Consider the following 19,700-nt stretch of genomic DNA (forward strand, 5'->3'; position numbering starts at 1 on the left):
TCCGGTCACACAGGCATTAAAATGCCTTGATGATATCTTATCAACTTATAATAAAGAGGGGGGATTATGAAACGTCTTAGTATTTATTTTATTTTAATGCTTTTTGTTGTGTCCATTATTATGGCTGGCAGCGCTACAGCACAGGATTCAAAGGTAGAGGTAAAGGCATGCTGCAATCGTGCAATGCTTCAGGCAGCAGTTGACAGCTATCTGGCTACCCAGTCGTCCGGGGATATCACAAAGATGGCGCTGGCGACCAGTGTTAAGTATATGGAAAACATGGAGCCCATTGCAAAGGAAAAGGGTTTATGGCATACCGCCCTTCCCATTGCATTCAGCCGCAGCTATCTTGACCCGGATATCTGCAAGTCATTTACCGAGGTAATTGTTACTGAAGGCGGCCACCCATATGTAATAGGGACAAGGCTCACTGTTGAATATGGGAAGATATCAGAGATCGATTCACTTGTGACAGACAAGGATGACTGGCTTTTCGATGCAGAAAAATACCTGAAATATTCCAAAATAGAAGACTGGAGCGTACTGCCCCCGGAAAAACGCAGCAGCAGGAGTTTTTTGATACAGGCGGGCAATTCATATCTGGATATCTTTTTTGACAAGAGTGTTATTGTGCCCTGGGGCAAACCATGCGCCAGACTTGAGGGCGGGGCATACACCCTTGAACCCTTTCCGGGCATGCCTGCACCAAAAGAGGAGCCGGGCTGCGATATAGGTATACCTGACAATGTGCCTATTGTCGGAAGGAGCTATCTTGTGGATGAGGAGCTTGGGGTGGTTAACATCTTTTGCCGTTTCGGGGATGCTCTCACAGGCATGCCTGATTCCCACACCTTCAGGCTTGTGGATGGCAAGATGCGGTATGTGCATACCCTGAGCGTTTCACCTCCCGGAGGTATGCAGATGCCAATGCCTAAAAGCATACCTTTGAATAATGACAAGCCAAAGGTGGAAGGGAAATAATAAGACAAGGAGGTAATCATTGCGGATGTGCATCCGCCATGATTACCTCCTTATTGGAATGGGTGGGGTGTTTAGTCAGGTTTAGATGACTATTTTCAAGGCTAATCACCCATATTTATTTCATTAATCTGATTTGCTGCCACTCTTAATCCCTCCGCCTCTTCATGTGAGAGGTAACCTGCCATTTCACGGATCAATTGTTCTGTGTTTTTGGTAAGCCCCAGCTTTTCATCGATAGCTTCATTTATGAAGGCATTTACAGACTTACCTGCTTTTTTAGATGACCGCTGTATCAGTTTTTCTTTGTCAGCCAAAATATTTAGTCGTAAAAACATATAGTAACCTCTGTTAGTCTTTTATTTTTGCTCATTTTATCACTTGATATTTAAAACATCAAAGACAGTGATTCTTTAAAATGTGAGGTTAAAAAAATCACCTTAATTTTACCGGGTGTCGTATCTAATTATTTTTTGGCATAAATTTGGTAACGTATGATATACACTTTGATAACCACGGCCGCTTTCATATAAAGCTATGGCGAGATAGGGGGGAAATGATGGTTGCGGAGATTTTTCTTTTAAGTTTTATTCCGTGTTCTCCGTGCTCTCCGTGCTCTCCGTGGTGAAAAAATGTTACAGTCTTTATGCCAATGAATATGTAACTGATCAATTATTTGTATAGAAGATAGAGGCTAATTTTGAAAATAATTATTCTGGGAGGATTCTTAGGTTCAGGCAAGACGACTGTTTTACTACAGTTTGCCAGGTACCTTGTTAATATGGAGCAGGCGACCAAAAATCAGATAAAGGTTGCTATTATAGAAAACGAAGTGGGTGAAGTGGGCGTCGATGACAAGGTGATCGCCAATGAGGGATTTTCTGTAAATAACCTCTTTTCCGGCTGCGCATGCTGCTCACTCGCAGGCGACCTTATTTACAGCATAAGAAACATAGAGGAAAACCTCGGCCCTGAATGGCTGATCATAGAGGCAACAGGCATAGCACACCCAGGCAGCATAAAAAACATCATTTCAAAAAGGCTTGAGATTCCTTCCTACATATTGACTGTAGCGGATGCAAAGAGATGGAAAAGGCTTGCAAGGGCAATGGAGACATTTGTTTCCGGTCAGTTGGAAGAGAGTTCAAAGGTGCTCTTGAACAAGGCTGATCTTGTAACTGATGATGAGCTGGAAGAGGTTAAGAAAAGCATCGCGAGTTATAACAGCGGGGTTGAGATCATATCTACAAACGCAAAGGATGTGTTGCCGGATCACCTGTGGGAAAGGCTGGTAGTTGAGGTAAAAGGGCTGTATGGAGTTAATTAAAAATATACTTAGCGGAGTCCGGCAGCATGAAGATTCACACAGAGGCGCTGAACAGGGCATCTATCCACCGGATGGGATCTCCACAGATTTTCATGATAAGGCCCTTGTCTGCTCCGCAAACAGGCATGTAACAGGAGAGATTGAAGAGATAAAAGAGAGGCTTGCCTTTGAGACAGGTGCGCTTGACAGATGGGTAGAAGAGGAGGGTGGCATAACAGGTCATATAAAGGCGATTGTAAGTGCTAACAGCCCTGTATGCAGGATCTCTGCAACAGCAGGAGAGGTTGATATAAAAGAGCTGCCCATAAAAAATTTTCATGTAAGCCTGGTGGCGATTGTTTTTGAGATTGAGAAGACGGATTTGGAGAAACGGGTTAAGTCTTTAATGGAAGGATTGGTAATAACATGAGGGGTTATTACCAGTGGCTTAAATACTGTAGCATCAATATTTGCGTCATTCCCGGCCAGGCGCATAGGCGCAAAGTTAAGGAGTTAATATACTGAATGCTATTTATTTGGTGAGAAATACGATATGTTTTTACGTATAAGGGTGGGGGTCTATACCCATAGAAGAGACAAGGCATGCCTTGTCTCTACATATATTCCTGTAAGGTATAAAACCTGCCCCTACGAAAACCGACGCGTGTGATCTGGTGAAAGGCTATTATAGGAAAAGATATGAACTTTAATATGAATAATAAGATTGCCCTTGTAACTGGGGCCGGGTCAGGCATTGGAAGGGCTATAGCCATTGCATTTGGTGAACATGGGGCTCATGTAATAGTAGCCGATATCTCACAAAAGTTAGCAGATGAAACAGTCAACCTCATTACCGCAAAGGGTGGCAAAGCGGTATTCAGGCACTGTGATGTCTCGAAATCTGAGGATGTTAAGAATCTCATAGAAAATGTTGTTAAAGATTATGGTCATCTGGATTATGCTGTTAACAATACAGGAATTCATAACCCAGATGTTGAGTTTCTGCCTGATGCAGATGAAGACCTCTGGGACAGGATAATTTCAGTAAATCTCAAGGGTGTGTTTCTCTGTATGAAATACGAAACGAAAGTCATGCTGGAGCGTGGATGCGGGGTTATTGTTAATATAGCCTCCATGTCTGGCCTATTAGGTGAACCTGGGTCATACGCCTATGTGGCATCAAAGCATGGGATTATGGGGCTGACAAAGACCGCGGCATATGAATTTGCAGACAAGGGTATCCGCATCAATGCGGTATGCCCTGCTGCGGTTGATACACCGGGTATGGCAGAAGCGCCGCCGGAATTTAGACAGAAGTATACAGATTCAAACCCTATGAAAAGAATGGCAAGGCCGGAAGAGGTCGCAGGGGCGGTTATGTGGCTCTGCTCTGATATAGCAGGGTTTGTAACTGGTACAGGATTAGTGATTGACGGTGGGGTTAGTACAGTATAAGGAGTTTTAAATGGAATATATAGATGAAATAATAAAAATAGTCGGCGATAAAAATATCTTCACTGACCGCGTAGAGTGTCTTTGCTATTCACGCGACATGTCTGTGCATCAGGGTATCCCTGATGCCATTGTGTTTCCATCTACCACAGAGCAGGTCTCTGCAATCATGAAACTTGCCTCGGAACATAAGATACCTGTTGTGCCAAGGGGCACAGGCACAAGCGTTACAGGGGCAGTGCTTGCCATAAAGGGCGGGCTGATCCTTGATCTCCACCTCATGAATAATATCATCGAGATCAACAAGAAGGATTTTTACGCACGCGTTGAGACAGGTGTAATATGTGATAACCTGAATAAGGTGCTTGCAGAGGATAATCTCATGTTCCCTCCAAACCCGGGAAGCGAGGTTATTGCAACCATAGGAGGCATGGTATCTACTAACGCGAGCGGTCACAGGGCGGTTAAATATGGCACCACCCGCGACTATATAAAGGGCTTAAAGGTGGTACTCGCTGATGGCAGGATTATAGAGACAGGCACGATCGCCCCCAAGTCATCACTTGGCTATGACCTTACCCACCTCTTTTCTGCGGCTGAAGGAACCCTGGGAATCATCACCGAGATAACAGTTAAAATAATGCCAAAGCCTGAATACAGCGCACTTGCAATGGCCATATTCGGCAGTATCAATGCTGCTGTTGAGGCGGTTACTGAGATCTCCACATCAGGGATAAAACTTGCCGCATGCGAGATCATGGACAACTTTGCACTCAAGGCTGTAGAAAAGGCGCTTGGCAGGGATACCAGCAAAATAGAGGCAATGCTGCTTATGGAGGCGGATGGTGCTGAGCCTGTGGTTAAAAGGGATATGGCCCGTATGGAAGAGATATGCAAGGGCCATGATGGTATGGAATTCACATGGAGTGATGACCCCGTAAAAAGGGAAGAGATGATGAAGGCAAGGGGCGGGCTGGTGCCTACTCTGTCGCGTATCAAACCGGGAAACCGTATGATCTCCATTACAGAAGACCTTGGCGTACCATCCACGCGTATCCCTGAAACAATTAAAAAGGCACAGGCAATATCAAAGAAGTACGAGATACTTATTACATCATTCGGCCATGTGGGTGATGGAAATATCCACACCACCTTTGTGGCGGATGTAAGAAGCAGGGATGACTGGAACAGGGTTAAGGGTGCATCTGAAGAGCTTTTTAATGCAGTGCTGGAGGCAGGCGGTACAATCACTGCCGAGCATGGCACTGGTCTTGCGCGGGCCCCCCACATAGAAAGGCAACTGGGCGAGGGGCTTAATGTAATGCGGAGTATTAAAAAGGCGCTTGATCCGCTTAACATATTGAATCCAGGCAAGATGAACCTTGATGATGGCGCAATACCGGGTATCTTTGACCATTTTGCATATAAGCAGTTCATGGAAAACCCTGATGCTGTAGATTCCTATGGCTCTGATACTGATAATGAGCTCCTGGGTTGTATTCAGTGCGGTTACTGCCGTATGGGGTGCCCCACCTTTAACGTTACACACAGAGAGTCAAGAAACGCCAGGGGCCGCAACACGCTGGCCTATTATCTTATGACAGGGGAGGAAAAGCCATCAAAGGAGATGGCAGAGGCATTTTATACCTGTGCCACGTGCCAGACATGTACCTATTACTGCCCGGCCCTCATTAAGGTGGATGACATTGTACAGGGCGCAAGGGAAAAATTGTTCAGGGAGGGCTTTGGGTCAGAAGCTGTTATTGCTCTAAGAAAAAATATCTTCTCAAACGAGAATGTTTACGGCAGCCCGAAAGAGGAGAGGATAGAGGTATATCCCCCTGCGCTTCTTGAGATAGCAGAAGGGGGTGCGTTAAAAGAAACAGCAGAGACACTCCTCTTTATGGGGTGTGTGCCAAGCTATTCTGATACAGAGATGGTGCCCAGCCTTTTGAAGCCCCTTGATGCAGCAAAGGTTGATTACACAGTGCTTGGTGAAAACGAGGGGTGCTGCGGCCTTCCCCTTTATCTGATGGGGGCGGCTGGTGACTTCAATGCCCATATGCAGAAGATGATCCAGAGAATAAAAAAGACAGGGGTAAAGGAGCTGGTGACGCCATGTGCAGGATGTTACAAGGCATTTAAAAAACTATATGCGAAAAGTAGTGACTTTGATCTGGAGGTATACCACTCTGTCCACTACCTTGAAAAACTGATAAGGGAGAAGAGAATAAAACTCAAAGAGGGTTTTACAAAGAGGATAACATACCATGACCCGTGCGACCTCGGGAGGTCTTTTAAGATATTTGATGAGCCACGGAACATAATCAACAGTATCCCCGATGTTAATTTTGTTGAGATGGAGAGAAACAGGCTCCTATCACGTTGCTGCGGTGGTGGAGGGCTTATCATGGCAAATGACCATAATCTTGCAAAGGATGTTGCAACAGTAAGGGTAAGGGATGCCCTTGATGTGAACGCTGAGCTTATTATCACAGGTTGTGCTGCCTGCAAGGATAACCTTACAAAGGGGGCAAGGGCCATACCAAAGGAAAAGCGCAGGAATATCAAGGTTATTGATATTACCGAGCTTGTTGCACAGTTGATGGTTGAGTAGATAAGGCCGCTTAACATTTTTACATGGAGATAAAAGGTATCCAGAATTATCTCCCTGATGTAACTTCTTTTTACTGTTTGACAGGTTCGACCCTGCGGTTTTTCTGTTTCCCCTCCTCTGTACTCTATTTAATCCGGCTGTGAGCAAGAGGATCAGGCTGTCATGAATCCGGTAAACTGTCAAAAACAAAGGGATGTCACTATCTGTTTTGTGTCTAAAGACAGATAACTATTTGATATTATGTGATAAAAAATGTGCCATCTGCTGGCATATTATATGCAAAATACAATTCAAGCCTTGCTCAGACCAGTATCTTAAGATAGCGACAGGTGGAGTGAATAATTAAAGATCCTATAATTATTTTTTAAAATCAGCGTGGCAAGTTTTTTCAAGATTTTTTTACCTGTGTGTGAATCGTGAAAGGAGGTATTTATGTTTCTTAAATCTATCCTGGTCGTAATTATTTTATCCCTATCCTCAAACCTCTTTGCCGCTGAAGATCTGAAAAGCGCCCTTAAAGAGGGAAAGGCCAGTGGCCAGTTCAGAACATACTTTTTTCAAAGAGATTATGACACAAGAAACACACGGGAGGATATCGCGACAGGAGGTATGGTTTATTATAACTCAGGGGAGCTTTATGGCATAAGCCTTGGCCTTGCTTTTTATACTGGCCAGGGTATGGGGCTTAATGATGATGACAAGGATGTATATGGTCTGCTGGACAGGGGGGCGAATGGCGATCATGAAAACTTTACTGTTCTGGGAGAGGCTTATATCAAGGCAGCATTTTCTGATACAACCCTTAAACTTGGAAGGCAGGAGCTTGAACTCCCATGGGTAAACACGGACGATAACAGGCTTACCCCCCAATCCACAAACGCATATACAATCACCAACAACAGCATTAATGTCCTTGAACTCCTCTTCTCCTATATCACAAGGATGAGAGGCAAGGCATCCGAGTCTTTTGTGAGCATGACCGAATATGCGGATATACCTGCTGACAAACATGTGGCTGCATTTGGCCTGACCTACAAAGGTATTAGTGACCTTGAGATCCAGGCATGGAACTTTCATGCAGAAGATTTTATCAATAACATTTATATGAAGGCGATCTACTCAGGTGAAACTTATAAGGGCCTTGCATGGCATTTAGCAGGGCAATATCTGAAGCAGGATGATACAGGTGATAGTTTAGGTGGTATGGTAGATACTTATATGTATGGCCTTGAGGCAGGTATTAAAAAGCACGGGTTATCATTCAGCCTTGCGGTGTCAGATATAGGAGATAATGATATCTTCTATCCCTGGGGTCATGATTTTATGGTGTCAGCTATAGTAAATGACCTTTATCAGGCAGAAGGCAAGGGATGGATGGCAACCCTGGCTTATGACTTTGCTGAGGTGGGCATACCTGGGCTTACCTCAAAGATTGTTTATGCTGACATGGACACACCGGACAGCGGCAGAAATGCGAGCACGGATGTGACAGAGAAAGACATAACCCTTACATATAAATTCAAAGGTCTTCTTGAAGGGTTAGGAATAAGGACAAGGTACGGGATCATAGGACAGGATGAATCCATTGGGGGTGAAGACTATAATGACCTGAGGATACAACTGACCTATGATTTTGAGATATAACCTAATTTTGAGGAGCGAAAAATGAGATGGTTGAGTGATCAGAAGATTGGCGTAAAGCTTGGAATCGGCTTTGCTGTAATGATTTTTTTTATGATCTTTATCGGGGCGAGAGGTTACCTCAATGTAAAAAGTATATATGAAAATCTTGATGAGATATTTTCTGTAAGTCTACCTGCCCTGGACAAGCTGATTGAGGCAGACAGGGATCTTCAGCAGCTCCTTGTGGCTGAAAGAACCATGATATTTGCAGATGCGACATCAGATACATTCAAGAAACTTATTGCTGATTATGATGAAAATATGCGGCAGTCTGATGAACGCTGGAATATTTATAAAGGGCTGGCTTCTACAGATGAGGAAAAACAGCTTATACCCAAATATGATGCGGCCAGAAAAGAATGGCAGGTGCTTACGAAGAAGGTTGTGGAGAGCCGAAGGTCTGACACAAGCGAGGGCAGGAGTGAGGCCATTGATTATACCCTTGGGCCTGCAATGGAAAAGTTCGAGGATATGAGGGAATACATCAATCAACTGACAGAGATCAACCTGAAGCTTGCAGAGGAGTCAAGCATAGAGGCAGGAACAACATACAGAAATACCATAATTACCTTTTTTATTATAATCGCTATAGGTGTATTGATAGGACTATTGATGGCCTTTATACTGGGCAGGGGGATCACAAAACCTGTCAAGGCAGCAATAGCAGGTCTGAGGGACATAGCAGAGGGAGAGGGTGACCTTACAAGGCGGCTTAACATATCCAGTAAAGATGAGGTGGGGGAGCTTGCAAGATGGTTTGACACATTCATAGGAAAACTACAGGGGATTATCAGTGACGTTGCACAGAGTACAAACACACTGGGGGTATCATCAAAAGACCTGTCCGGTTTATCCTCCGAGATGTCAGAGGGCACAGGCAACATCTCATCAAAATCAAGGACTGTTGCATCTGCCTCTGAGCAGATGAGTTCAAGCATGGTTTCCATAGCTGCCTCCATGGAACAGGCATCAACCAACCTTGACATTGTGGCATCATCAGCAGAGGAGATGAGCGCGACTGTAAACGAGATCGCCAAAAATGCTGAAAACGCAAGGGGGATTACAGGAAAGGCTGTTACCCAGGCAGGGAGCGCCACTGCCAAGGTGGATAAGCTTGGAGGGTCTGCAAAAAAGATAGGCAAGGTTACAGAGGCTATAACAGAGATATCAGACCAGACTAACCTGCTTGCGCTTAACGCAACTATAGAGGCTGCCCGTGCAGGTGAAGCAGGAAAGGGTTTCGCCGTTGTCGCAAACGAGATTAAAGAGCTGGCCAAGCAGACTGCGGAGGCTACAGAAGAGATAAAGACACTGGTAAAGGATATACAGGATGATACATCAGGGACTGTTGTGGAGATCAGCGAGATAACAAAGATAATAAATGATGTTAATGAGATTGTTACCATGATTGCAACCGCTGTTGAGGAGCAGTCAACCGCCACAAGGGAGATAGCCGGTAATGTCTCTCAGGCATCACAAGGTATAACCAGCGTTAATGAGAACGTTGCCCAGAGTTCAACCGTCTCAAATGAGATCGCAAAGGATATCGGTGATGTTAACAGCCTTGTTGATGATTTGAACAACGTGGGTGCTAACGTGAATAAAAGCGCAGTGGAACTGAATGGCCTGGTAGAAAGGTTATTAAGTATAGTTGGCAGGTTTAAGACATAGGGCTGCTGTATAAAAAATATGCTCGAATGTTTAATTCAGGGCTCTTTTAATAAAAATGAGGTTATTAAATACCATAAACAGTAACATGTAAGAGATGATATTGGTTCTTTCTCTGTAACCAAATAATGACAGCGCCATAGGTGCGGCATATTAATAGTTATATGTACATCATTGTTTTCAGCCTCTTTGAGGTCGATTGTGATAATGTGTACTTTAAATGGCGCAATAGACGGTGGCCAGATCGGGCCGAATTTATCGTGACGTGCTTCAATAACAGATGCCATCAAGCGACCGATTCCAATACCATAACACCCCATGATAGGTGTGCATTCATTACCCTTTTCATCCAGATAGCGCATTCGCATCTTGCCAATCATCTTAATACAGGAAGGATAATGCTCATAAAATAACCTCTCCTATCTATTGCGCTCCTTCGGCTATAAGACTTCCTCTTAAGGTTCCGGTGCAGACAAGTTCACCTTTTTACCATTCCCCGTCCTCAAAGGTAAAGGGCATCTGACTGCCTGCGACCGTGGCGGTTCCGTTCATCTCAACCATACCGTTGTAACATATGGAGGCCCGGTTTAAAAACGCCGTGGGTATCAGTCCTGTTTCGATGTTTTTTGTGTAGCCGTTCTGGCAGGCGACATAGGTGCCGAAAACATAATTTGACCAGCATGCATACCTGTTATTGAGATCGGGTATCCTGGATATTCTTTTCCAGCGTCCTGTAACAGTGGGGGCGCCAAACGGACTTCTTCCAATCATAATGGAGCTCATCTCATACCCCTGTTATGGACAATTATCTCTGCTTTTGAACCGCCATCCCACTCTACAATACCTGTGCAATCTGAATTTACAGTAATCTTTCCCAAAAAGTTTTTCTGACATAAGCTCCTGTATTGCTACAGGTTTAAGTAATTCCAATATTAAAAAAGCAATACTGAGTAACGATTTGATTACCCACAAAATGGCCAGTCTTGTCCTGCATCTTAATATTTCCATAGGTTACCCCTCCTTTTTTTGCCCTGTGATCCATCGGAAACACTTTTTAATATTCCATAAAATACCTGGATGTTGCCATGTTCATTAAAACATTCATAGGTGACATGGACAATAGCTTCATCTCCGGAAAGAACGGCTGTTTCTTTCACGCAGACTCGGCCACTCTTCTTGGTGATTCCTTTTAATGAAAAACTAAAGTCAGGATCAGAAAAATAAACCCAATGCCACCCCAGGTTCTCTCAACGTGATGCAGGTTATAGATATTGAATTGTGTAAAGTTGTGAGTAGAAATAGCGCTTGAATGGCAAATTTATATGGCGTTCAATGTTTCATGTCAATTGAAATTCCTGCATTAAGCAGGAATACCTGAAGGGTGGCGCAGGAGTAGACAATCAGACAGTCGAGATGTATGAAAAGAGCCTGGAACATAACCTTAAAAGGATATCAGAAGGAATTCAGCTATAACAGCTATGGATTCCGACCCGGAAGGGGCTGCAAGGATGCCCTTCTCAGAAAGCGTAAAGGAGGAAACGGTCGAGTAGAGGCAGTGATCATCAGCGCTGGCCGAATGCTTTCTTTACAGAGAAGGGGTTATTCTCATTAACCGCAGCCTTTTCAGAACCCTGTCAATCCTGTAACAGGTGAAGTGCCAACTGGAGAGCCGTGAGCGGGAAAACCGCCCGCACGGTTCGGAGGGGGGAGGACCCCTGGGTATTCAACCAGATCTTCCTACCCCTATCACCAGGATAAGGCGACTCGGTAGGCTGTTTTTCCAAATAAATTATTTAATCCAATCATTTCCTGTTAGCGGGTATTTTCCCATAACATAGCGGTGAATGGGGTTGTAAAACACCCAGTATCTTCACTTTTGTTCTCCGCTAATCGGTTTTTTAAATGGTGTTCCTCGCTTTATCTCCTGCACAACAGGATCAGTCTCATACATAGTCATATATACCTTGCGCCCTGTGTCTGTTGCAAGGTACGGGATTGATGCGGCCATCAGCATGGGGAAGATACGCCTCAAATCATCGGTTGTGCCGGTGCTGGATACTGTTGTCTTCCAGAGCTGCACTTCTGTTTCATCCTTTTTAAACTGACTGTAATCATAGGCCGTAATAACCGCAAACCTCATATAGGTTGTTACAGAGTCTATATAGCTATTGTAGCCAATAAAGCCATATGAGGGGGTGTATGTTGTATATGTCCTGTAACTTGTCTTGCCATCTGTCGTGGTCTCTGCGACGCGGGTTCTAGATGCGTAATAACCTGTCCTGCCCCAGACAGGCATATCATATGAGTACAGATGCGTCTCAGGGTCACCCATTCCATAGGCCAGGTATATGGCCACATCGGCATCATCCTTTGACTCTGTGTACACATATCCCTTTTTATTAAGCACGCGCTTAAGATATTCCGCATACTCCTTGAACTGAAGGTCTGCCTCTGTTACACCCTGGTTACCTGGTAAAAGCAGGTACGTCTTTTTTGAGTCTGCACCCGAAGCAGCTAGTGAATCAACAGCTATACTGAACCTTGCCCTGCCAAAATTGGAGAGGGTCGAACAGCCGCACAGGGCGAGTATGCACATGAGTGTAAATATTTTTTTGAGTTTCATGAAAGCCTCCTCTTAATGACATTATAGATTTGTAAAATCACTCTTTTTTTGTCCCTTTCATTATAAGTCCGAAAAAGAACATGAAAAGGCCAAAAAATGCGCCGGCAAAAAATGGCCCCCTGATGCCCCACAGGGTTAATGCAAGCCCCATTATAAGCGGGCCCAAAGTCTGACCCAGGCGAAGCACCATGCCGTTTATGGACATAAATGTTGCCCTGTGTTCCACAGGCGCAAGCCCTGCCAGCAGTGTCTGGATGCATGGTATGTTAACACCATGCCCGATCCCGAATATGGCCATCGGTATAAACATGAACCAAATGCCGGGCATAAACGGGATCAATAATACCGCAAGACTGTACAGGAGAAAAGAGTACCGGAATATTACACGCGCGTCAAATCGCTCTGTAATTCTACCGATCTGGGAAGACATTACAGCCGTGATAAATGACATGGAGGTAAAGATCATACCTATTTGAGCGGATGATGCATTAAAGGAGCGGGCCATAAGTATCGGTATATATGTGAGACATGTGCCATAGAGTATAAGAAAGAGTGTGACGCTTGCTGTAAAAAGCACCAGCACCTGTCGGTTCATCATGCTTTTTAAGGCCCCTTTAAACTGGTCAATGATCCGCTCATCATTTATGATTACAGGGGTCTTAAGAAAAAATAAAACGACAAACCCCATTGGTATGGCAAATAGCGGCAGGAAAAAGGGCCAATTCCACCCGATCATGGCAAGCGCCCCGCCAATAGCAGGGTAAGAGGCAGTCCCGATGCTGAGCACGCTGGCATTATAACCCATTGCCTTTGTCCTTTGCCTGCCTGGAAATATGTCGCCTATCAGTGTGACATTCATGGAACCCAGGGAGGCCGCCCCTATCCCCTGAAACATCCTCAATAAGAGCATTGTATTAAAATCCCTGCTAAAGGCGCAGGCTGCGCCTGCAATCCCAAATAGAAACAGGGATGGTATAAGCACCCTTTTTCTGCCGTAATGGTCTGCAAGTATGCCCAGCACAGGGGTAAGTATGACACCGGGCATGGTAAAGACTGTAATAAGCAGGCCGACTGAACGGGCTGATATGTTTAGCTCCTGCATTATTTTCGGGAAGGCGGGTGTAATACTGGCCACACCCATTACAGAGGTGAGTGTCACCCCGAATATTATCCGGAGATTTTTATCCAGATAGAGTCTCCCGCCCGGTGTTGAATTCATGCCACTATTACCCATGATTATCCAGGTTAGAGGTTGCCTCTCTATATGCCCATTAACCTTAGCATATCATTATGTATGTGGCTGTTTGTTGCAAGTATGCTCTTTAACCAGGGGTTAAAGCCCTTTCCGCTAAAGTCACTTATCTCACCGCCTGCCTCTGTGAGTATGATACTCCCGGCTGCCGTGTCCCAGGGTTTTAAATCCTGTTCCCAGAACCCGTCCAGCCTGCCATTAGCCACATAACAGAGATCAATGGATGCAGCACCCGGTCTTCTCAACCCCTGTGCCTCCACAATGATCCTTTTCAGGCGGCCAATAATCTCGTCGCTCTTTTTATCAATATCATAGGGGAACCCGGTGGCAACAAGGGCATCCCTGATATTAGCTGTTGCAGATACATTTATTGATTTTTTATTAAGAAAGGCTCCCTTTCCCTTTTCAGCCTCAAAGAACTCATCCATGACCGGGTTATAAACAACACCTGCCACAACCTCATCACTGACCATGAACCCTATTGATACGGCAAAAAATGGGAATGAGTGGGCAAAATTGGTGGTGCCGTCAAGGGGGTCAATAACCCATTTGCGATCGGATATCTTACCCTGCTCTCCACCCTCTTCCGCAATGATCATATCATCAGGGAATGCCTTTGTTATTGCTGAAACAACCGCCTTTTCTGACAGAAGGTCTGCCTCTGTAACAAGGTCTCGCTTACCCTTTTTTCTGATCTCTTCAAGGTTCCCGTAAAAACCCTTTATGATCCTGCCCGCTTCAAGCGCTGCTAAGCGGGCTGTTTCCATCTCTTTATTGTACATATGAATAATCCTTTTATATTTAGACATCTTATTTTAAAAGGTATCTGTAACATATAAAAAACAAAAATTAATAGTTAATCTGGATGGACACTAATTATACACAATCCTTTCCTTCGGCTTTTTATCCAGCTCCTCCCTTACCGCACAGGCGACAGTCTCTGTCAGGTACGGTTTTTTAAGGTATGCCCCTGCACCCAGCTCAAGTGCTCTTTTGAGACGATCCGTTTCAGCATAGCCGCTTATGATTATTACCTTTTGTTCAGGCCTGAGTTCATGGATCTTCTGGTATGTATCAAGTCCATCCATTCCCTTCTGCATAACCATATCCAGCAGGACAAGGTCAGCAGGATGATCTTTAATATAATCAAGGGCCTCTTCGCCGTTTGATTTCACTGCCACTGAATAGCCAAGCATGGTCAATATCTTTGTGGCTATCTCCCTCTGCTCTTTAACATCATCCACAACCAGTATAGATTCACCCCTTCCATTTTTAAGGGACAGGGCAGGCCTCACCTTTTTTTCAGGCAGGGGTTCATGGGTTATTGGGAAGTAAAGACGAAATGTGGTGCCACGTCCCTTTATACTGTCCAGAAAGATATAGCCCTCATGATCTTTGATTGAATTCCATACAATGGTCATACCCAGGCCTGTCCCGCTTCTCCCCATCTCTTTCTTGGTATAAAAGGGCTCAAAGATCTTCTCCTTTTCCTCTTCTGAGATGCCTTGACCCTCATCAGAGACCTGTAAGAGGGCATATTCACCCTCGCTCATTTTACTGTCAGGCCGGTTTTCCACAGTAATTATTTCACTGGAGGTCTTTATAACTATTTTACCACCTTCCGGCATTGCCTCAGCGGCATTGGAGACAAGGTTTGTAATGGTCTTTGCAAAATGTACCGGAAACCCCTTTATCTTGAGGGGTGTTCCCTCATGCTCCACCCTGATATCAGCCTTCGGGTGAAAGATTTTGATCCTTTCCACCTCCGGGCCTGCAACACACTCAGCAACAATATTGTTTATATCAAGCACCTCTTTATTTGCCACCCTCCTCCTTGAAAGGGTAAGGAGATCTTCAACGATGGCTGCTGCCCTGAGACCTGATTTTTTTATGGTTTCCAGGGGCTTTCTCAACGGGCTATCTTCAGGTGTGTCTAAGAGGAGCATTTCAGGGTAATTGATTGATGCCGCAAGCACATTATTGAGGTCATGTACCACGCCCCCTGCTACAATACCCACAAGTTCCATCTTCTGCGCCTGCTCAAGCCCTGTTTTTAGCCTCCTTGTTTCATCGAGGGCATCGCTTAATGCCCTGTTTGTTGTGAGGAGCTCTGTGTTCTGCGTATTCAGGTCTCTGACAAGCCCGGCAAGCTGACTGTTTACCTTTGACATGATAATGACAATGAGCCCTGTTAAAAATACCATGCTTACAGTGCCCAGTATCCAGGAAAAAGGGGATTGTATATATCCAAGGATATCCAGGTTTAATGTCAGCATACCCTTAACAAAAGAAGCGCCGACAACAGCTACAGCGACTGAACTTAACAGGACAGATATTATCCCGCCACGGGTTCCATAGAACACTGTCACCACAATACAGAAAATAAGCATCATTGCTGAACTGTATCCGACAAGACCAAATTTTGACAGACCTGATACGGCAAGTAAAAAAAGGATGCCTGCCAGGAGGATTGACTTTATTGTGTGAGGAAGGTGTTTTTTATAGAGGGAAATCCATAAGACTACGATATAGGAGAATATATGAATATAGAGGAAGTTTTGCCATCCCATAGAGAACACCCTTGAAAGGGATGCTGCAAGAACAAATGCGCCTATATAGTTAAGGCACATTAGTACACGGTCAAGCTGCTCTTCATGAATTTTTTTCATTACATCTTCATTATTACCCATAATTACCTCCCTGGTTTCAACTGTAATTAAAAAGGAATAGGATCTATCGCTGCTTCAGTTTATTATGGTTTTGCACCTATTGTGATTTTCATACCTGAAAAGTCTATGTTCAGGACATTATATTCCCCCTTTATAGTCAGATATTGTTATGAAATGGTGACAGCAGAAGGAGTATGACACCTGAACCAGCCTTTGCGGGCATAAGGGTATTTGACTGTGGACAAAAAACTTGATCATTAAAGCCGCTAAATGGAAATTAATGGAAAAAAATGCCTGTACAACTAATTATGTATAATGTATTTGTACGCGTGTTTCAAAAAAAAGCAAAGTAATTTTGTTTTTTTTTGATCCGACTGGTAAATACTGTATCTCAAGGCAGCAGCTGATATTATGACACCAGAAAAAATAATTTTACAGTCAGCCGGGTCATTATCTGTAGGCATAATCGCCCTTCTCATGTTTACCCTGCAAAGCCTTCTTTTTTTAAAAAGGAGAGAAAAAACCTGGTACGCATGGAGCGCTGCCATATCATTTTCCGCTGTTCTTTACACAACAGGAATTTTTATAGAGTATAACACCCCGGCAGGGCCGCTCAACCGCTTTTCCGGCATCCTTGAATTTGCCGCACTGATCCTTTTGATTCACTGCATGTATGGCTTTACCTATTCGTACCTTGGTATGAATGCGAAGAGATACCATCTGATAGCAGGGCTATTTCATCTACTTATCATGACACTATTATGGGCCACAGACCTGATTGTCTCTTATGAGTTTTCCACATGGCAGTTTCTGTTCCTTAAGTCACCCTATGTGGAGCCCTCCATAGGTATTATTGGCCCTTTTTTTATGCTTTATATCGCTGCTTCTGCTCTATATGGGATGATATTATGGATAAGGCACAGGCAAACAGAGGTTAAATATCGAATAATATTTCTGTCAGGCATGGGTTTTTGGATTATACTCGGTATTCATGACGGGCTTGCTGCATCCGGTGTATCAACCATTCAATATATGATGGAATACGGGTTTCTTGGCTTTGCCTTTACAGTCCTGTGGGTTGTTATCAACAGCTATATGGATACGGAAACCGATGAAAAATACCGCCTGATTACTGAGCATGCAAATGAAAGTATCATTATAGTGCAGGATGAAAAGATCGTTTTTGGCAATCCCGCCTTCTGCAATCTTATTGGTGAACCCTTGACCGATTTATCTTCTTTAACTTTTTATGAGATGATGAATCCAAAAGACCGGGAATTTTACACCAATGTCTACTTTTCACTTTTAAAAGGAGAGGCCCCTCCCGGCAGGCACACCATGTGTGTTAAAGAAAAGGGGGGCGAAGAGCGGTTTCTTGAAATAGTTATAACCGCAATAACATACAGGGGGAGGGCTGCCGCTCTCGGGGTTATGCGTGATATCACTGAACAAAAAAAAGAGGCAGAGGCGCTTCGGGACACAGAAGAAAAAGTGCTAAGGTTGAAAAAGATGGAGTCCCTTGGCCTGCTTGCCGGAGGGGTTGCCCATGATCTTAATAATGTGCTTTCAGGTATAATAAATTACCCTGAACTGTTGCTGATGGACATTGGTCAGGATAGCCCCCTGAGAAAACCGCTTGAAGGGATAAAGAGCTCCGGGGAGCGTGCAGTAGCCATTGTGCAGGACCTGCTTACAGTGGCAAGGGGAGTAGCCATTCAGAAAGAGCCGTTAAATATTAATGATATAGTTATAAGCTATCTTGACTCCCCTGAATATACAAAACTTAATCAATTTCATTCCGGGGTCACAGTGAAAACAGCCCTTGACCCTGATCTGCCAGATATTGAAGGCTCACCGATCCATATAAGAAAGGTGATAATGAACCTTGTTTCAAATGCGGCAGAGGCAATCAGTGATAAAGGTAATATACTGATATCCACCATGCCCTGTTGTCTTGAAAAGCCGGTAAAAGGCTACGATACTTTAAATACAGGGGAGTATCTGATGCTTTCTGTGGCTGATAACGGGCCGGGGATCGATCCAGAGGATATGGAAAGGATATTTGAGCCCTTTTATACAAAAAAGGTTATGGGGAGGAGCGGTACAGGCCTTGGGCTTTCAGTTGTCTGGAATGTGATCCATGATCACAAGGGGTATATAGATGTAACGAGCAGCAGTGAGGGCACTACATTCAGCCTCTACTTCCCTTCATTGAAACTGGTTGATTCCAGAAGAAGATTTGCGGTTCCTGTCAGTGAGTATCAGGGGAATAATGAAAAAATTATGGTCGTTGATGATGTTGATGCGCAGAGGGACATTACATGCAGCATGCTGGAGAGGCTCGGCTATGAGACAATTGCTGTATCGAGCGGTGAAGAGGCGGTTTCCCGTATCAAAAATAATCCTGTTGACCTTGTGCTGATTGACATGATCATGGAGCCTGGTATAAACGGTAAAGAGACTTATGAAAGGATGTTAAAAATCAGACCCGGACAAAAAGCTATAATAGTGAGCGGTTTTGCTGAGACAGATGATGTAAAAAAGACACTTAAAATGGGGGCTGGCAAGTACTTGAAAAAGCCGTTTTCATTTGAGGATATTGGACTTACAATAAAGGCGGAACTTAAAAGAAAGGCCTCTTAACCATTCGACAACAAGGAGAATAATATGATCCAGACCTCTATAACACCTTCGGCAGGGAAACGTCTGATTGCAAGATCCATTGTCTGTCACCCGGCGATCAGGGAAGCGCTTACATCCGGGACCATCGTTGTTGTTGCAGGCACCACAAATGGATATGTAGCAGAGGAGCTGCTTGCTGCATGCGGAGATGAAAGTGGGTTTTCCCGCAGACGTTTCTTTCGCGGCATAACACTCCCGCCCTATCAGAAGATTACTGATTCAGGAAGGATATCAGATGAGAGCCGTTTTCCCGGGGACATTATTATCCAAAAAGGGACAATCATAAAGGGAAAGACCATATTTGATGTGGTTGATGAACTCAGGGAAGGGGATGTTATCCTTAAGGGCGCCAATGCAGTTGACCTGATACATAAACAGGCTGGGGTTCTGATCGGCGATGCAAAGGGCGGCACCATTGTAGCAGCATTACAGGCCGTTACAGGAAGACGTGTGAGGTTCATCCTGCCTGTGGGCCTTGAAAAACGGGTCTCAACAGACCTGAATATCATAGCAAATTTATTGAATACACCAGGGGCATCGGGTGCCAGACTGCTTCCGGTACCGGGAGAGGTTGTAACAGAGCTGGAGGCAGTTAATATACTCACAGGCGCCAGCGCTGAGCTGGTTGCAGCAGGCGGTGTTTGCGGGGCAGAGGGCACAGCATGGCTTGCAATATTAGGCTCTCCTGAGCAGGAAGAGGCGGCAAAAGAGCTTTTTACCGATATCAGGAAAGAGCCCAATTTCACGCTGTAAACAGGTATAGGAGGAAA

17 protein-coding genes are annotated in these 19,700 nt (G+C 44.5%); 10 read left to right on the forward strand and 7 right to left on the reverse strand.

Going from position 1 to position 19,700, the window contains the following annotated elements; genetic code table 11:
* Nucleotides 1-66 precede the first annotated feature (66 nt).
* Nucleotides 67-981: a hypothetical protein gene (locus GX654_04230; GenBank protein ID NLD36057.1), complete on the forward strand. Its 915-nt coding sequence runs from the start codon at nucleotides 67-69 to the stop codon at nucleotides 979-981.
* A gap of 101 nt (nucleotides 982-1,082) precedes the next feature.
* On the opposite strand, the gene GX654_04235 is transcribed toward GX654_04230, so the two are convergent.
* The gene (locus tag GX654_04235) at nucleotides 1,083-1,316 is read right to left on the reverse strand and encodes a hypothetical protein (GenBank protein ID NLD36058.1); all 234 of its coding nucleotides are present in this window, start codon (nucleotides 1,314-1,316) and stop codon (nucleotides 1,083-1,085) included.
* A 362-nt stretch (nucleotides 1,317-1,678) separates the two neighbouring features.
* On the opposite strand from GX654_04235, the gene GX654_04240 reads away from it, so the two are divergent.
* The 6 genes from GX654_04240 (at nucleotide 1,679) to GX654_04265 (ending at nucleotide 9,707) form a co-directional block, all read left to right on the forward strand.
* A complete protein-coding gene (locus GX654_04240) occupies nucleotides 1,679-2,305 on the forward strand; it encodes a GTP-binding protein (GenBank protein ID NLD36059.1) in 627 nt (208 codons plus the stop codon).
* The gene (locus GX654_04245) at nucleotides 2,292-2,714 is read left to right on the forward strand and encodes a hypothetical protein (protein NLD36060.1); all 423 of its coding nucleotides are present in this window, start codon (nucleotides 2,292-2,294) and stop codon (nucleotides 2,712-2,714) included. Before GX654_04240 ends, GX654_04245 begins: the two co-directional genes overlap by 14 nt.
* Nucleotides 2,715-2,983: 269 nt before the next feature.
* Complete coding sequence (locus GX654_04250) at nucleotides 2,984-3,739, forward strand: glucose 1-dehydrogenase (GenBank protein ID NLD36061.1); 756 nt, start codon at nucleotides 2,984-2,986, stop codon at nucleotides 3,737-3,739.
* Between the two features lie 10 nt (nucleotides 3,740-3,749).
* Entirely contained in the window at nucleotides 3,750-6,353 is a 2,604-nt protein-coding gene (locus tag GX654_04255; protein ID NLD36062.1) for an FAD-binding protein, read from the forward strand.
* Between the two features lie 432 nt (nucleotides 6,354-6,785).
* Nucleotides 6,786-7,997 (forward strand): OprD family porin, encoded by a 1,212-nt coding sequence (locus tag GX654_04260; GenBank protein ID NLD36063.1) that lies wholly within the window; start codon nucleotides 6,786-6,788, stop codon nucleotides 7,995-7,997.
* A gap of 21 nt (nucleotides 7,998-8,018) precedes the next feature.
* The gene (locus tag GX654_04265) at nucleotides 8,019-9,707 is read left to right on the forward strand and encodes a methyl-accepting chemotaxis protein (GenBank protein ID NLD36064.1); all 1,689 of its coding nucleotides are present in this window, start codon (nucleotides 8,019-8,021) and stop codon (nucleotides 9,705-9,707) included.
* Between the two features lie 35 nt (nucleotides 9,708-9,742).
* On the opposite strand, the gene GX654_04270 is transcribed toward GX654_04265, so the two are convergent.
* The gene (locus tag GX654_04270; GenBank protein ID NLD36065.1) at nucleotides 9,743-10,066 is read right to left on the reverse strand and encodes a hypothetical protein; all 324 of its coding nucleotides are present in this window, start codon (nucleotides 10,064-10,066) and stop codon (nucleotides 9,743-9,745) included.
* A 124-nt stretch (nucleotides 10,067-10,190) separates the two neighbouring features.
* A complete protein-coding gene (locus GX654_04275; GenBank protein ID NLD36066.1) occupies nucleotides 10,191-10,487 on the reverse strand; it encodes a hypothetical protein in 297 nt (98 codons plus the stop codon).
* Nucleotides 10,488-11,121: 634 nt separating this feature from the next.
* Here GX654_04275 and GX654_04280 point away from each other — a divergent pair.
* The gene (locus GX654_04280) at nucleotides 11,122-11,316 is read left to right on the forward strand and encodes a hypothetical protein (GenBank protein NLD36067.1); all 195 of its coding nucleotides are present in this window, start codon (nucleotides 11,122-11,124) and stop codon (nucleotides 11,314-11,316) included.
* A gap of 258 nt (nucleotides 11,317-11,574) precedes the next feature.
* On the opposite strand, the gene GX654_04285 is transcribed toward GX654_04280, so the two are convergent.
* The 4 genes from GX654_04285 to GX654_04300 all read right to left on the reverse strand — a co-directional run bounded on the left by GX654_04285 (nucleotide 11,575) and on the right by GX654_04300 (nucleotide 16,269).
* The gene (locus GX654_04285; GenBank protein NLD36068.1) at nucleotides 11,575-12,327 is read right to left on the reverse strand and encodes a hypothetical protein; all 753 of its coding nucleotides are present in this window, start codon (nucleotides 12,325-12,327) and stop codon (nucleotides 11,575-11,577) included.
* 37 nt (nucleotides 12,328-12,364) lie between these two features.
* Complete coding sequence (locus GX654_04290) at nucleotides 12,365-13,561, reverse strand: MFS transporter (GenBank protein ID NLD36069.1); 1,197 nt, start codon at nucleotides 13,559-13,561, stop codon at nucleotides 12,365-12,367.
* 26 nt (nucleotides 13,562-13,587) lie between these two features.
* Nucleotides 13,588-14,388 (reverse strand): inositol monophosphatase, encoded by an 801-nt coding sequence (locus GX654_04295; GenBank protein NLD36070.1) that lies wholly within the window; start codon nucleotides 14,386-14,388, stop codon nucleotides 13,588-13,590.
* A 63-nt stretch (nucleotides 14,389-14,451) separates the two neighbouring features.
* Nucleotides 14,452-16,269: a response regulator gene (locus GX654_04300; GenBank protein ID NLD36071.1), complete on the reverse strand. Its 1,818-nt coding sequence runs from the start codon at nucleotides 16,267-16,269 to the stop codon at nucleotides 14,452-14,454.
* A gap of 390 nt (nucleotides 16,270-16,659) precedes the next feature.
* Between GX654_04300 and GX654_04305 the strand changes: the two genes are divergently transcribed.
* Together GX654_04305 and GX654_04310 are read left to right on the forward strand one after the other, a co-directional pair.
* Entirely contained in the window at nucleotides 16,660-18,891 is a 2,232-nt protein-coding gene (locus tag GX654_04305; protein ID NLD36072.1) for a response regulator, read from the forward strand.
* Nucleotides 18,892-18,915: 24 nt separating this feature from the next.
* A complete protein-coding gene (locus tag GX654_04310) occupies nucleotides 18,916-19,683 on the forward strand; it encodes a hypothetical protein (GenBank protein ID NLD36073.1) in 768 nt (255 codons plus the stop codon).
* Nucleotides 19,684-19,700: the final 17 nt, after the last annotated feature.

This window comes from Desulfatiglans sp. (genome assembly GCA_012513605.1).
Classification (GTDB): domain Bacteria; phylum Desulfobacterota; class DSM-4660; order Desulfatiglandales; family HGW-15; genus JAAZBV01.

Excerpts from the sequence above, each read along its gene's own strand:
- GX654_04295 (NLD36070.1), bottom strand. The coding sequence starts at position 14,388 with ATGTCTAAATATAAAAGGATTATTCATATGTACAATAAAGAGATGGAA.
- GX654_04280 (NLD36067.1), top strand. The coding sequence starts at position 11,122 with ATGAAAAGAGCCTGGAACATAACCTTAAAAGGATATCAGAAGGAATTC.
- GX654_04275 (NLD36066.1), bottom strand. The coding sequence starts at position 10,487 with ATGAGCTCCATTATGATTGGAAGAAGTCCGTTTGGCGCCCCCACTGTT.
- GX654_04260 (NLD36063.1), top strand. The coding sequence starts at position 6,786 with ATGTTTCTTAAATCTATCCTGGTCGTAATTATTTTATCCCTATCCTCA.
- GX654_04245 (NLD36060.1), top strand. The coding sequence starts at position 2,292 with ATGGAGTTAATTAAAAATATACTTAGCGGAGTCCGGCAGCATGAAGAT.
- GX654_04230 (NLD36057.1), top strand. The coding sequence starts at position 67 with ATGAAACGTCTTAGTATTTATTTTATTTTAATGCTTTTTGTTGTGTCC.
- GX654_04265 (NLD36064.1), top strand. The coding sequence starts at position 8,019 with ATGAGATGGTTGAGTGATCAGAAGATTGGCGTAAAGCTTGGAATCGGC.
- GX654_04270 (NLD36065.1), bottom strand. The coding sequence starts at position 10,066 with ATGCGCTATCTGGATGAAAAGGGTAATGAATGCACACCTATCATGGGG.
- GX654_04310 (NLD36073.1), top strand. The coding sequence starts at position 18,916 with ATGATCCAGACCTCTATAACACCTTCGGCAGGGAAACGTCTGATTGCA.
- GX654_04285 (NLD36068.1), bottom strand. The coding sequence starts at position 12,327 with ATGAAACTCAAAAAAATATTTACACTCATGTGCATACTCGCCCTGTGC.
- GX654_04305 (NLD36072.1), top strand. The coding sequence starts at position 16,660 with ATGACACCAGAAAAAATAATTTTACAGTCAGCCGGGTCATTATCTGTA.
- GX654_04235 (NLD36058.1), bottom strand. The coding sequence starts at position 1,316 with ATGTTTTTACGACTAAATATTTTGGCTGACAAAGAAAAACTGATACAG.
- GX654_04300 (NLD36071.1), bottom strand. The coding sequence starts at position 16,269 with ATGGGTAATAATGAAGATGTAATGAAAAAAATTCATGAAGAGCAGCTT.
- GX654_04250 (NLD36061.1), top strand. The coding sequence starts at position 2,984 with ATGAACTTTAATATGAATAATAAGATTGCCCTTGTAACTGGGGCCGGG.
- GX654_04255 (NLD36062.1), top strand. The coding sequence starts at position 3,750 with ATGGAATATATAGATGAAATAATAAAAATAGTCGGCGATAAAAATATC.
- GX654_04290 (NLD36069.1), bottom strand. The coding sequence starts at position 13,561 with ATGGGTAATAGTGGCATGAATTCAACACCGGGCGGGAGACTCTATCTG.